Annotated in this window: 12 protein-coding genes; 7 read left to right on the plus strand and 5 right to left on the minus strand. The window is 64.5% G+C overall.

Going from position 1 to position 13,671, the window contains the following annotated elements; genetic code table 11:
• Nucleotides 1-79: 79 nt before the first annotated feature.
• Nucleotides 80-1,357, plus strand: a complete 1,278-nt coding sequence (locus KDW96_RS03770; RefSeq protein WP_255839087.1) for an OprD family porin — start codon at nt 80-82, stop codon at nt 1,355-1,357.
• A gap of 119 nt (nt 1,358-1,476) precedes the next feature.
• Here KDW96_RS03770 and KDW96_RS03775 read toward each other — a convergent pair whose 3' ends face one another.
• On the minus strand, nt 1,477-2,685 hold the full coding sequence (locus KDW96_RS03775; protein ID WP_255839089.1) for an ammonium transporter: 1,209 nt from the start codon (nt 2,683-2,685) through the stop codon (nt 1,477-1,479).
• Nucleotides 2,686-3,064: 379 nt separating this feature from the next.
• On the opposite strand from KDW96_RS03775, the gene KDW96_RS03780 reads away from it, so the two are divergent.
• The 4 genes from KDW96_RS03780 to KDW96_RS03795 all read left to right on the plus strand — a co-directional run bounded on the left by KDW96_RS03780 (nt 3,065) and on the right by KDW96_RS03795 (nt 4,816).
• Complete coding sequence (locus tag KDW96_RS03780; RefSeq protein WP_255839090.1) at nt 3,065-3,382, plus strand: ElaB/YgaM/YqjD family protein; 318 nt, start codon at nt 3,065-3,067, stop codon at nt 3,380-3,382.
• An 11-nt stretch (nt 3,383-3,393) separates the two neighbouring features.
• Nucleotides 3,394-3,777 (plus strand): phage holin family protein, encoded by a 384-nt coding sequence (locus KDW96_RS03785; protein WP_255839091.1) that lies wholly within the window; start codon nt 3,394-3,396, stop codon nt 3,775-3,777.
• Nucleotides 3,774-4,112 carry a hypothetical protein gene (locus tag KDW96_RS03790; RefSeq protein WP_255839092.1) on the plus strand — a complete coding sequence of 113 codons (339 nt, stop codon included), beginning with the start codon at nt 3,774-3,776 and terminating at the stop codon, nt 4,110-4,112. The genes KDW96_RS03785 and KDW96_RS03790 overlap by 4 nt, the downstream gene beginning before the upstream one ends.
• Nucleotides 4,113-4,198: 86 nt before the next feature.
• Nucleotides 4,199-4,816, plus strand: a complete 618-nt coding sequence (locus KDW96_RS03795; protein ID WP_255839093.1) for a DUF5666 domain-containing protein — start codon at nt 4,199-4,201, stop codon at nt 4,814-4,816.
• Nucleotides 4,817-4,909: 93 nt separating this feature from the next.
• Here the strand turns inward: KDW96_RS03795 and KDW96_RS03800 are convergent, their stop codons facing one another.
• The 4 genes from KDW96_RS03800 to KDW96_RS03815 form a co-directional block, all read right to left on the minus strand.
• Nucleotides 4,910-5,512 (minus strand): tRNA-uridine aminocarboxypropyltransferase, encoded by a 603-nt coding sequence (locus KDW96_RS03800; protein WP_255839094.1) that lies wholly within the window; start codon nt 5,510-5,512, stop codon nt 4,910-4,912.
• A gap of 119 nt (nt 5,513-5,631) precedes the next feature.
• The gene (locus tag KDW96_RS03805; RefSeq protein ID WP_255839095.1) at nt 5,632-8,124 is read right to left on the minus strand and encodes a response regulator; all 2,493 of its coding nucleotides are present in this window, start codon (nt 8,122-8,124) and stop codon (nt 5,632-5,634) included.
• Nucleotides 8,125-8,397: 273 nt separating this feature from the next.
• Nucleotides 8,398-9,843, minus strand: a complete 1,446-nt coding sequence (locus KDW96_RS03810) for a sigma-54-dependent transcriptional regulator (RefSeq protein WP_255839096.1) — start codon at nt 9,841-9,843, stop codon at nt 8,398-8,400.
• A 12-nt stretch (nt 9,844-9,855) separates the two neighbouring features.
• On the minus strand, nt 9,856-10,218 hold the full coding sequence (locus KDW96_RS03815) for an Hpt domain-containing protein (RefSeq protein WP_255839097.1): 363 nt from the start codon (nt 10,216-10,218) through the stop codon (nt 9,856-9,858).
• A gap of 395 nt (nt 10,219-10,613) precedes the next feature.
• On the opposite strand from KDW96_RS03815, the gene KDW96_RS03820 reads away from it, so the two are divergent.
• Together KDW96_RS03820 and KDW96_RS03825 are read left to right on the plus strand one after the other, a co-directional pair.
• A complete protein-coding gene (locus KDW96_RS03820) occupies nt 10,614-12,713 on the plus strand; it encodes a putative bifunctional diguanylate cyclase/phosphodiesterase (RefSeq protein WP_255839098.1) in 2,100 nt (699 codons plus the stop codon).
• A 180-nt stretch (nt 12,714-12,893) separates the two neighbouring features.
• Entirely contained in the window at nt 12,894-13,556 is a 663-nt protein-coding gene (locus KDW96_RS03825; protein WP_255839099.1) for a TetR/AcrR family transcriptional regulator, read from the plus strand.
• Nucleotides 13,557-13,671: the final 115 nt, after the last annotated feature.

The raw sequence follows: 13,671 nt of genomic DNA on the forward strand, positions 1-13,671 counted from the left end.
TTACGACCATGGTTTATTTCACAGCGCCGTACTGGGCCGGCCATTTGCCGGCCCGCACCACAACGAGGAAAGAAGAACAATGAGCATGACCCCTATTGCCCGCGCTGTGGCATTTGCCGCATTGGGCACCAGCCTGGCCCTGCCATCCCTGGCCCAGGCCGAGTTCATCAAGGACAGCAAGGCCAGCCTGGAAGCGCGCAACTTCTACTTCAACCGGGATTTCCGCCAGGATTCCCGGCCGACCCCGAGCCAGGCCAAGCAGGAAGAGTGGGCGCAAGGTTTCATCCTGCGCCTGGACTCCGGCTATACCGAAGGCACCGTGGGCTTCGGCCTCGACGCCATCGGCATGCTCGGCTTCAAGCTGGACTCCGGCGACGGCACCGCCGGTAGTGGCCTGCTGGTTCCCGATCGCTCGTCGGGCGGCTCCCAGGACTACTCCTCCGACCTGGCCGTCGCCGCCAAGGTCAAGGCCTCCAAGAGCACCCTGCGCGTCGGCAGCATGCAGTTCAAGAACATGGCCATCGCCTCCAGCGACAGCCGCCTGACCCCGCAGGTGTTCCAGGGCGGCCACCTGCTGTCCCAGGAAATCGATGGGCTGACCCTGGACGGCGGCTACCTGCGCGAAGTCAACCATCGCAACTCCGGCGACTTCGAGGACATCGCCATCACCAGCGGCGGCCGGCGCGGCATCACCACCAGCGGTGGCACCACCACCGATTCCTTCCAGTTCCTCGGCGGCAGCTACAAGCTCAGTCAGGACCTGACCGCGGCCTACTACCACTCCGAGCTGGAGGACCTGTACAAGCAGAACTCCTTCAACCTGGTGCACGTGCTGCCGATCGCCGACAAGCAGAGCCTGAAGACCGACCTGCGCTACACCCGCTCCACCGACGACGGTTCGCGCAGCAACGTCGACAACAAGGCGCTGAATGCGATGGTCACCTACAGCCTGGCAGGCCACAGCTTCGGCCTGGGCTACCAGAAGATGAGCGGCGACACCGGCTATGCCTACGTCAACGGCACCGACCCGTACCTGGTCAACTATGTGCAGATCAGCGACTTCGCCAACAAGGACGAGAAGTCCTGGCAGGCGCGCTACGACTTCAACTTCGCCTCCATCGGCGTTCCCGGCCTGACCTTCATGACCCGCTACCTGACCGGTGACAACGTCGAGCTGGGTGCCAATCGCTCCGAGGGCAAGGAGTGGGAGCGCGATACCGAGCTGATGTACGTGTTCCAGGCAGGTGCGCTGAAGAACCTCGGCGTGCGCTGGCGCAACGCGGCAGTGCGCTCCAACTTCGCCAACGACATCGACGAGAATCGCCTGATCGTCAGCTACACCCTGCCGCTGCTCTGATCTCCACCCCGTCCTTGACGGGCAGTGGGCATGACCAGGTAGTTGCATCCTGCCCGGTCGTGACCAGGCACAAAAAAGCCCGGACACTGTCCGGGCTATTTACTTGCCGAGAGGGATGATCAGTCCTGGTTGACCGCACCGATCTTGTGCACCGACAGGTCGGCGCCGTAGTACTCCTCCTCCTGGCTCAGGCGGATGCCCAGCAGGGCCTTCAGCAGACCGTAGACCAGGAATCCGCCAACCAGGGCCACCAGCACGCCCAGTGCGGTACCGATCAACTGGCTGGCCAGGCTGACGCCACCCAGACCACCCAGCGCCTGCTGACCGAAGATGCCACAGGCGATCCCACCCCATACGCCGCACAGACCGTGCAGGGGCCAGACGCCCAGCACGTCGTCGATCTTCCACTTCACCTGGGTTGCGGTGAACGCCCAGACAAACAGCGCCCCGGCGATCGCGCCGGTCACCAGGGCACCGATCGGATGCATCAGGTCGGAACCGGCGCATACCGCCACCAGGCCGGCCAGCGGACCGTTGTGCAGGAAACCGGGGTCGTTGCGACCGACCAGCAGGGCCGCCACGGTTCCGCCGACCATCGCCATCAAGGAATTGACCGCCACCAGGCCGCTGACGCTGCCCAGGGTCTGCGCGCTCATCACGTTGAAGCCGAACCAGCCGATGATCAGGATCCAAGAGCCCAGGGCCAGAAAGGGAATGTTGGACGGCGCGAACGCGACCAGGCGCCCGTCCCGGTAGCGCCCGTCCCGACGGCCCAGCAGCACCACCGCGCCGAAGGCCAGCCAGCCACCGACCGCGTGCACCACCACCGAACCGGCGAAGTCATGGAAGCTCGCGCCGAACGCGCCTTCCAGCCACGCCTGCACGCCGTAGTTGCCGTTCCAGATCATGCCCTCGAAGAACGGATAAACGAAGGCTACGATCAATACGGTGGCGCACAGTTGCGGGCCGAACCTGGCCCGCTCGGCAATGCCACCGGAAATGATCGCCGGAATGGCCGCCGCGAAGGTCAGCAGGAAGAAGAACTTCACCAGGGCATAGCCGTTCTCCTGGGTCAGCACGCTGGCCGGCTCGAGGAAGGTCACCCCATAGGCAATCCAGTAGCCGATAAAGAAGTAGGCCAGGGCCGAGACGGCGAAGTCGGAGATGATCTTCGACAAGGCATTGACCTGGTTCTTTTGCCGCACGGTGCCGACTTCGAGGAAGGCGAAACCGGCATGCATGGCCAGCACCATCACCGCACCGAGCAGGATGAACAGGGTATTGGAGCCGTGAATCAGGGTTTCGACGGCGCTATTGATGTCTTCCATCAGCGAAGGACACTCCGAGGTTAGGGAAAAAGCACCAAACTGGATCAAGCTCAGTGCAGATCGCACCATATAGAGGCAGAACGACCGAACCACTCCAGTCACAGCGGTTCGGAGCGGCGCCAGAATGGCGCGCACACAAACCAAAAGCAGGAGCTAATTTCTTATTAATTAATAACTTAACCATGCACCCCGGCATCCCAGCCAAATGCTTGACGGCTCCATAAAGGAGCACCCAACAGAGGGCGCGCACCAACACATTGCAAAGGCTGTACCAGCAATTGAAACTCCGGCACCAACTGGCCAATCCAGCCGACAAAGGAGGAACCTGCTCCCGCAACAGCACTCGAACCCCTACACTCATCAGTCAACGGAGAGACCCATGCCCCGCAAGAGCGCTAATTCATCCAGCCAAGACGAGCTACTCGACGAGTTCCAGGCCCTGGTTCGCGACACCGAGAAGCTGCTGCAACACTCGGCCAGCCTGGCTGGCGAGCAAGCCGAGGAACTGCGCGAACAGATTCGCACCAGCCTGGGGCGCGCCCGCAGCACCCTGCACGATGCCGAAGACTCGCTGCGCGAACGCGGCAAGGCGGCCGTGGAGGCCACCGAAGGCTATGTACAGACCCACCCCTGGCAGACACTCGGCATAGCCGCCGCCATCGGCCTGCTGCTCGGCATGCTGATCTCGCGCCGCTGATGAGAGACACGATGGACGACGCCCCACCCACCACGCCCGGCCGCGGCCCCTCGCCGCGGCGCTTTGGCGCCGCCCTGCTGGGATTGCTGCATGGTCATCTGGCCCTGTTCGGTGAAGAACTCAAGGAGCAGCGAAGCCTCAGCCTGCAGCTGCTGGTGCTGGCCGGACTGAGCCTGGTTTTCGGCCTTCTGCTGCTGATCGGCCTGTCGGCGGCATTGCTCATCGGATTCTGGGACAGTCATCGCGTAGGGGTAATCATTGCCCTGTGCGCGTTCTACGGCCTCGGTCTGCTGGCCAGCCTGGTCGGCCTGCTGCACCGCCTGCACAACGCACCACCGCCCTTCAGCGCCAGCCTCGAAGAGCTGGCCCGCGACCGCGAGCAACTACTGCCATGAGCCTGACCGAACTGCCCGCCAAGGCCTCGCGCAGCGAACTGCGCAAGGCCATGCTGCGTTTGCGCCTGGAAATGCATCGCCAGGAACTGCGCCATGAGACCCTGGTGCTGCTGCAACCCGTACGCCAGGCGCACTACTTCGGCCAGCACTGGCGCGAAGAGTTGCGCAACAGCAATGCGCCGCTCTGGGTGGCAGGCGGCGCCCTGTTGCTGGCGACCCTGGGTGTGCGTCGTGGCAACTGGCGGCGCTGGCTGCGTGTTGCCCTGGTCGCCTTTCCCCTGCTGCGTCGCCAGCCGCCGCGCCAACCGAGAAGTACGCCGGACGGCCCGGCGTAAGCCGTTCCGCCCATCGTCTGGGCGCAGGCCGGGCATCGTTGCGACTAGGCTTGGGGTATCGCCGCGTCCCCGCGAGGCCAGGTGCCATGTCCGCTCAAACGACCCGCACGGTGGCGCTCGTCCTGCTGCTCACGCTGGCGGCCGCCACCCCGTCGCAAGTGGCGGCAGAGGATGCCGCCGCAGCGGCCGCCGACGCCGACACCGCAGTGGACTACCGCCAGGTTCAGGGGATTCTGCTCGGGCACTGCGCCAGGTGCCATGCCGAACAAGGGCTGATGGGCCCGGCGCCGGAGGGCTATGTGCTGACCTCCTATGCCGCGACCCTGGCCTTTGACGAGCGCGCCCGCGTGGTGCCGGGCGCAGCTGAGGCCAGCGAACTGGTGCGGCGTATCAGGGGCCAGGCGCGACCACGCATGCCCCATGACGGCCCGCCCTATCTGGATGAACAGGCGATCGCCCTGATCGTCGCCTGGATCAACCAGGGCGCCCGTGATGCCCAGGGCAATCGCCCGCCCCTGCCAGTCGGCGCCAAGGTGCGACTGCACGGCACCCTGCAAGCCGACTGGCACCTCGACGAACTCGCGCTCAGGGTCAATGCGGCGACCCGCCTGGAGCACGCCCCCCAACCCGGCGATTACGTGCAGGTGCGCGGGCGCCTGCTGAATGACGGCAGCCTGCGGGTCGAACGCATCAGGCCGCGCTAAGGACGACCCGCCCATGGATAAGGCTCTACAGGATGAGCACAGCCGGCGCCTGAGGTGGCCGCAAGCCGAGCGCGCTGGCGGCGTCTTAACACCTCAATCGCGCTGGTGATTGCGCCTGAAGGTCTCCTCGCCCATGGCCGCGATCTGCCCCTCGATCAGCGCCTCGAACGGCCTGAGCAAAGCGTCGAAACGGGCCGGCGCCTCGACAATATCCAGCGCGTGGACCACAGCCTCGATGGTCGACAAGGCCCCGGGCATCGGCGCCTTGCGCAGGCGATAGCGCGAGTGGAGGCCCTCGGGCAAGGTCACTCTTGGCAGCGCCGCCAGCTGCGGGTTCAGGTGCAGCAGCTTGCGCGCCTTGCGCCAGGTGCCGTCGGGCACCACCAGCAGCAACGCTGAATCCCCGTTCTCGGCCGCAAGCTGCGCCAGGGGTTGGGCAGCCTCCCCGGGGAACAGCAGGCAGGCCCGGTAGCCCGGCTGGGCGAGCAGCGCAGGCAAGTCGTCGAACCGCTCGCCCACCCGCAACTCGGCATTGCACAGGCCCAGCGCGGCCAGACGCGCCGTGTTCAGCGCGTGCCTGACTTCGCTGGGGTGCTGCAGAATCAGCACGCGGGTACGGCTGTCGAGTCGCGGGATCAATGCGCATAGGCAGCGTTCAAGCGGGCGACTGCAGCGGGGGCAATGGGGGCGTGGCATCGGCATCTCCTCGGCCGCGCAGTTTGCCATAAGGCCACCGCCGATGATCGCCTGCATCTCCAGCCGCATGCAGGTTCACGGTTGAGCCCGACCAGCCCGTCCCCCAGCCAAAGCCGGCATCAGCGCCCGGCGGCCTCAATCGTGCGGATCAGCTCCTGTTTGTCGATCGGCTTGGTGATAAAGCCATCCATACCCGTTGCCAGGTAGCGCTCGCGGTCACCGGCCATGGAATGCGCCGTCACCGCCACCACCACCGGGCAGGCCTCGCCAAGCAGTTGGCGAATCCGCCGGGTCGCCTCGACGCCATCCATTCCCGGCATCGAGATATCCATCAGGATCAGGTCGAAGTCTTGCTCCTGGACCCGCTCGATGGCTTGTTCGCCGCCATCGACATAGTGCAGTTCATAGCCCGTGCCATCGAGCAGGCAATCGATGACCAGCTGGTTGGTCGGCGAGTCGTCGACCGTCAGCACGCGCCGCGGGCTGAGCGTGGCAATGCGCTGGCTGCCGCTTGCCGGCAGGTCACGCTCGCTGGCGCCTGACTCGAGCACCAGGCTCAGGGTGAAGCGCGCGCCGCCGAGCGGCGAGTCGGCGGCTTCGATATCCCCGCCCATCATCAGGGCCAGGCGCTTGGACAGCGCGAGCCCCAGGCCGGCGCCACCGTGCTGGCGCACCAGCGACGCATCGCCCTGGGCGAACGCCTTGTACAGCAGCGGCTTCATGTTCTCCGCCACCCCCGGCCCCGTGTCATCCACGCAGAACCACAGCGCCAGTCGGCCATCGGCCTGGGTGCGGGCTTCGACCGCCAGTTGCACTGTCCCCGAGGGGGTGAACTTGATGGCGTTGGACAGCAGGTTGAACAGCACCTGGCGGACCCGCACGCTGTCGCCCCGACAGTGCACCGGCACGCCGACGCCCTCGTCGTAGACAAAGGTCAGGCCCTTCTGTTCGCAACCCGTGCGGGCAAAGTCCAGCACCGGCTTGATCAGCTCGGCGAAGTCGAAGGCGCAACGCTGCAGCTCCAGCTTGCCGGACTCGACCCGCGAAAGATCGAGGATCTCGTTGACCAGCGCCAGCAGGTGCTTGCCGGAACGATTGGCCACCGTGACCCGCTCCCGCTCCAGCGCTTCCAGGGTGTCGGACGACTGCAGCGCCGTCAGCACACCGATGACCACGTTGAGCGGCGTCCGCAGCTCGTGGCTGACCGTGGCCAGGAAGGTGTTCTTCGCCTCGTTGGATGCGTCGGCCTGGCGCTTGGCGTCGGTGAGCTCGCGCTCCTTGTTCTTGAGGTCGCTGATGTCGACCCGGATGCCCGCCAGACCGCCGTCGCGCATGCGTCGCTGGATGACCCGCAGCACCCGGCCGTCGCTCAGGTGCTCCTCGTAATGGGATTCCGCCTTGCCGTGCAGCTCCAGCTTGGTCTTGAGCAGCTCGGACAGGGCCTGGTCGCCATCGCCGTCCCCATACTGACCATGCTCGATGCCGTATTCGATCAACCGCCGCGCCGTGGTGCCGGGCTGGATAGCCGGCTCCGTGCGCTGGTAGACGCGGCGGAAGTTGGCGTTGCACAGCACCAGGCGATCGCTGGCATCGAAGATGGCAAAGGCATCCGGGATCGCCTCGATGGCATCGACCAGGCGATTCTCGCTCTGGCGCAGGCTGTCGGTGGCCTCCTCCACCATGCGACGCAAGCGCACCGGCAGGCGCAAGAGCGCGTAGAGCCCGCCCGCCAGGAGGATCGCCAGGGCGAAGGCGAACATACGCGGCCCTGCCTTGTACCCGGCCGCGGTGATCCAGCCCCGCGCGGGCACCCCGGCCAGCTGCCAGACACCGCCCGGCAAGACCACATCCATGGTGATCGGCGAGTCGGCGAACACCTCCGACTTGCCATAGAGCTGTTCGCCCTGGGCGCCGAGGCCGTCCTTGCCGCGGATGGCGATCTCGATGGCGCTGGCATCGCCCGCGGCCTGCTGGGCCCGCAGCACCACCGAATTCCAGTCGATCAGTACGGTGGCGAACCCCCAGAAACGTTCGCCGCCGCGCAGAGGATCATCGACGAAGATCGGATAGCGACCGATGATCGCCGTGCCGCCCTGAATCAGGTTGACCGGACCCGCCACCCAGAGCTGGCGGGTCTCGATGGCGCGGCTGGCAGCCAGGCGCCGCTGCGGATCGGCCAGCAGGTCGTGACCGATGGCACCCTTGTTCTGCTCATAGGGCCAGACGTGGGTGACGATCCCATCGGGTGCCAGTTGCAGGCTCTTGATCCGCAGATCGTCGCCGGCCAGCTCCGAGGCGATACGACTGAACAGCTGCTCGTCGATTTCCTGATTGGCCATCGGCAAACCGATCAGCCCCTTGACCTGATAGAGGTCGCCGTTGAGATACGACTCGAGCTGGGCGCGCACGATGGACAGCTGCTGCAACACGGCCTGTTGCTGAGCCAGATGATTGGCGCGGAAATCCTCGTCGTAGTAAGCATTCAGGGCAACCAGGTTGCCGCCGCCGAACAGCACCGCCAACAGGGCGGCCACCGTCCACTGCTGCCACCAGCGCCGACGCTTTACACCGGCAGGCAAGTTGGCTGACGCCTGGGAGCTATCTTCGGTCATGAGCTTGGTCTCCTTTCTCTCGGGTAGACCATCGCAAGATGCGGGCCAGCGTGCGACGCAGGAGCAGGATCAGATGCCGATGAACAGGCGTTCGCGGCGAGGCGCCGGCCCGGGCCCCTTAATACGTCCCAAGTCACTGCTTCAGTTGATTTTTATACTGAGATCCGCCTCGGCCATGGGCGAGTCCCCAGCCGGCGCGGTGCGGTCGGCTATTGCTACCCAGCCGCACCTATTCCCAATTTGCTTCGCAATTTGCAATGCAAATTGCCTGACTTAGACGGGCGCGTCCTCGACCGGGGATTTCTCCCAGGCCTGGCGCTTGCGATACAGGGTCGAGGCACTGACCTCCAGCAGCGCCGCTGCCTTGGGCAGATTACCGCCGCACAGGGCAATGGCACGCTCGATGATGCGTTTTTCCTCCAGCCACAGGGGCCGGATCTCGGAGTCAGCCTGCCTGCGGTCGAATGAAGCGCCGCTCGCTGAGCCTGCGCGCTCCGGCTCCGGTCCAGAGGCGCTGGGCGGAGCAGCTGGCAGGATCCGGTGCAGCGACTCCGGCAACATGGCCTGGGTAATCTCCGTGCCCTCCCCCAGCACCACCATGTTCATGATGACGTTTTCCAGCTCCCGCACATTGCCCGGCCACGGGTAGGCCTGCATGATCGCCTCCACGTCCCTGGCGAACCCTTCGAACGCCTTGCCTTCGCGGGCGCTGATGTCCTGCAGCAGCTTGCGGGCGATCTGCAGGCAGTCGCCGCCGCGTTCGCGCAGTGGCGGCAGGCGCAGCGGAATCACATGCAGGCGATAGTAGAGGTCCTCGCGAAAGCGCCCGGCACGCACCTCGTCCAGGGGGTCACGGTTGGTCGCGCAGACGAAACGGATATCGACCTGCTGGCTGACGCTCGAACCGACCTTCTGAAAGGTGCCGGACTGGATGAAGCGCAGCAGCTTGCTCTGCAGATCGAGGTCCATTTCACAGAGCTCGTCGAGGAACAGGGTGCCACCGTCGGCCAGGGTCGCCGCGCCGTCGCGCTCGGCATGGGCGCCGGTGAAAGCGCCCTTCATGTGCCCGAAGATCTCGCTCTCCATCAGGTCGCGCGGAATGGCCGCACAGTTGATGGTGATCAACGGCTTGTCGCTGCGATCGCTGCGCCGGTGAATGGCTTCGGCGCACAGTTCCTTGCCGGTGCCGCTCTCGCCGGTGATGAAAATGCTGGCGCGGCTGCTCGCCGCGCTCTCGATGACCCGGTAGACCCCCTGCATCACCGGGGAGGCGCCAATCAAGTCCTCGAAACCGTCGCGTTCATAGCGCTGCTGATAGCTGTCGAGCAGATCGGCCAGGTGGTGCTGCTTGAGCACGTTGTTGACGGTGACCAGCAGGCGGCTGGCGTCGATCGGTTTGGTCAGGAAGTCCACGGCGCCCAGGTGCACGGCATCCATGGCCACCTCGGCCGAATCATTGGCCGTGACCACCACCACCGAGACGTCGATGGCCTGCTGCTTGATGTGCCGCAGTACGTCGAAACCGTGCATATCCGGCAGGCTGAGGTCCAGCAGCACCAGGTGAAAGCGTTGGCTCTCCAGCGCCTGCAGTGCCTGCTGGCCGTCGGCCGCCAGCACCACCTGATGCCCCTGCGCCTCCAGGTACTGCTGGTACAGAGTGGCCAGAGGCAGGCTGTCCTCGACCAGCAAAATTGAGGTGTTTCCTACACGCTCGCGCATTCGCCTTCTCCATCAAGCCGGCTGGGGAATATTGAAGCGCTGGCGGTAAGCCTCCAGCGTATCGCGCAATATCTGATTGATCTCGGGCATCAGGTCCACAACGCGCTGCCTGTCCATGCGCTTGCAGGCCGACTCGATTTCCCGGGCCAGGGCCGAAAGCTGACTGGCGCCGAAGGTGGCCGCGTTGCTCTTGAGGGTATGGGCCTCGTCTTCGACGCCGTGACAATCCATGCTGGCCAACTTCAGGTTGATCGTATCCATGCGGCGCTGAGCCTCGCTGACAAACAGGCCGATCATGCGCTCGAGCATGGCGTCCGACGTTTCGCCCGCCAGACGCGTGAGCACGGCCTCGTCCATTAGTTTCAGTAGCGTCATGAGTTCTGCCTCTCTGTCGCAAGGGTTGGCTCGGGCCAGGGGCTGGACCCAACACAACCCGGGTTGTCGGGACGTTGAGCGGACTCAGGCTGCCTGGGTCCTATCGCCATTGCGCAAAATGCGCCTGGCAAAAAGTAGAAAGCAATTTAGGGACCAGATTCGAAAACAGACACCACGGCGCCAATCCAGGCGCGTTCCCATGAGTTAGTCGCATATTGCTTTGCAAATTGCAAAAAAACACCCAGCAAAGATTCATTTTGCAACGCGTAAGGCACCTACTAGCCTCGTAGGCAGGCGGCCAAGGCGTATGCGGCCTTCGCATACGGCGTCCAGGGGGACTCTGGCACGTTTCTAGCTGAGTACTCAGGCAATAGATCCAGCCACGGGAGACGGTCATGGACGAAGTGAACGAACTGACGACACTGCTCGAACAGGAGTGTGAGTCCGAAGAGCGCCTCTGCGTCCTGGTGGTCGACGACGATGAACTCATCCGCATGCACATGCAGCTGTCCTTGACCCACGAGGGCCTGGAGATCACCGAGGCATGCGACGGGGCCCAAGCCCTGGCGCTGGGACAGCAGCGGACCTTCGACATCGTGCTGATGGACGTGCGCATGCCCGGCATGGACGGTTTCACCGCCTGCAAGAAATTCAAGCAGCTGCCGGCGCAGCGACAAACACCCGTGGTGATGCTCACCGGCATGGAGGATCTGGACTCGATCAACCGGGCGACCGAAGCCGGGGCCACCGATTATGTGACCAAGCCATTGAGCGCCCGGGTACTGGCCAAGCGCCTGCGCCATATCGTCCAGGCACAACGCGACCAGGCCGCCCTGGAACAGGAGCGCGCCAGCCAGGCCGCGCTGTTGCATGCCATTCCGGACTGCATCTTGCGCTTTGACGCGGGCGGCATCCTGCAGGCGGCCAAAATTCCCGAGCGCATGCCCCAGCTGCTCAATGGACGCTTGCGCCTGGGCAGACCGATTCACGAGGTATTCGCCGGCGTCGCCCAGTTCGACCCCTGCCAGGCGTTGCAAATGGCCCTGGAAGGCGACACCCTGCCCCTGCAGCTCAATGGAAGCGATGACAGCGTGTTCGAAGTGCGCTTCGCCGCCAGCGGCAGCAATGACGTGATCTGCATGCTGCGCGACACCACCAACCAAGCCCGCCAGCAGCGCCATATCGAGCGTCTTTCGCTGATCGACAGCCTCACCGGCCTGCCCAATCGCGCCTGCTTCCTGCAAGTCGCCCAACGTCACCTCGACGCGACCATGGACAATGCCCTGTGCCTGCTGCAGCTGAGTTTCGACAGCTACCCCGGGATCAGGAACAACGTCGGCGCCAAGATTGCCGACCGGCTCATGAAGACCATCGCCGACCAGCTGCTGGCCGCTCTTGATGGCAGCCAGCAGTACGGCGAGCACCGCCCCAAGCGCCTGCCGTTCATTGCCCGCACCTCTGACGCGGACTTCCATGTCCTGCTCAATGACGCGGTGGGCCACCTGGAACTCAAGCGCGTGATGGCGCGCGTCGGCGCTGCCTTCGAGCAGCCAATCCAGGTCGACAAGTACGAGTTCCGTCTGCCCCTCTACTCCGGCGCCGCGATCCAGGGCGCCGGTCAAGGCAACGTCGAGCAACTGTTCAACATGAGCGGGCTGGCCGCGCACAAGGCCAGCCAGCTGCGAAGCCGGGAAACCCTGCTGTATTCGCCGGAGCTCGAACAGCAAAGCCAACGCGCCCTGTACCTGGAGGCCGCGCTACGGCGGGCGATCAGCCATGGCGAGCTGGAACTGCTGTATCAGCCCAAGGTGTCGGCAATCAGCGGCAGGCTCATGGGCGTGGAGGCCCTGGCACGCTGGCAGGACCCGGAACTGGGCGCCATCTCCCCTGCCGAGTTCATTCCCCTGGCCGAGGACACCGGGCTGATCCTGCCCCTGGGCGATCTGGTGCTGGAGAAAGCCTGCCAGCAGAGCCGCCGCTGGCAGCTCGATGGCCACGGGGAGATTCCCATCGCCGTCAACGTCTCGGCGCACCAGTTCAACCAACGCAACATCGAGCAACGCCTGTTCCGCCTGCTCGAGCGCATGCACGTGGCGCCCAGCGCCATCGAACTGGAGATCACCGAGAGCGTGCTGATCGAACAGCAGCATGTGCTGGCGACCCTGCAGCGCATGCGGGAACGGGGCGTGAAGATCGCCATCGACGACTTCGGCACCGGCTACTCGTCATTGAGCATGCTCAAGACCTTTCCCATCGACATCCTGAAGATCGACCGGGCCTTCGTCATGGATATCACCGACGCCACGCGGGCACACAGCATCGTCGATGCCATCATCGCCCTGGGCCATTCCCTCGACTTGGTCCTGGTGGCCGAGGGCATCGAGACCGAGGCCCAGTTGCGCTACCTGCGAGAGCGCAACTGCCAGCTGATCCAGGGTTACCTGACCGGACGACCAATGAGCGCCAGCGATATCCAGGCCCACTACCTCGACTGAGCCCGTGGCAGTTTCAAACCACGACCGAGGCCATGCGACGACTCACCCAGGCGCTTTTTCCCCCACTCGGCCGCCGTGAATCCACCCAGTGCCAAGTCCGAAAGGCCAGCATCGAATTGACCATGTGACCACAAGTATTGATAATGACCGCCGGTCACGATCTTGCGCTGATTAGCCCCAATGACAGTTCCGAGCAGAAAATCGCGTCAATTCGAACTCCGCGGACAGGAAATCCTCGATGCGGCCTTGGCGCTCTTCCAGTCGGACACCTGGGAAGAGGTGACGGTTGCGGAAATCGCCCAGCAGGCCGAGGTGGGCAAGGGCACGATCTACAAGCACTTTTCAAGCAAGGACGAGATCTACGCCCAATTGGCGATGAATTTTCAACGTCAGATTCTCGTCCAGTTCGCCAAGGTGGACACGCGACTGCCGGTCATCGACCGGTTTCGCCAGTACCTCAAGGCGGCTTGGGAAGTGCACCTGTCGAGCCAGGAATTGCACCGCGTGTTCCTGTATTGCAGCCGCGCCGGTTTCCGCTCGCGGCTGCAGGCCACCACCCTGACGGAACTGGAGGGGATCGAGTACCAGCTGTCACTGCCGACTCAGCAACTGGTGGCGCTCGGCATGGAACAGGGCATTTTTCCACGCAAGCCGTTGCCACTGTTGCTCTTCGGCGCGCAGTCGGCGTTCTGGGGCGCGATTCAACTGGTCTGGAGCGGCTACCTGGGCGATATCGACCAGTCCGACTACCTGGAAGAGCTGACGACCTTCATCCTGGCGGGGCTCATCTATCACGACCAGCCCATCGATGCGCAGCGGCTCCCGAGCCGCCCGCCGAGCTGACTTTTTTTGGCCGAGCGTGACCATCGGTCACAGTTTGACCCGAAAAAGAAAAATTGCACATCAAGCGTCTCCCGAGGCCGCTCCACGGGGCCTCAGGCGCCACTCAGCCCGCAGC

This window comes from Pseudomonas benzenivorans, assembly GCF_024397895.1.
GTDB classification, from domain to species: domain Bacteria; phylum Pseudomonadota; class Gammaproteobacteria; order Pseudomonadales; family Pseudomonadaceae; genus Aquipseudomonas; species Aquipseudomonas benzenivorans_A.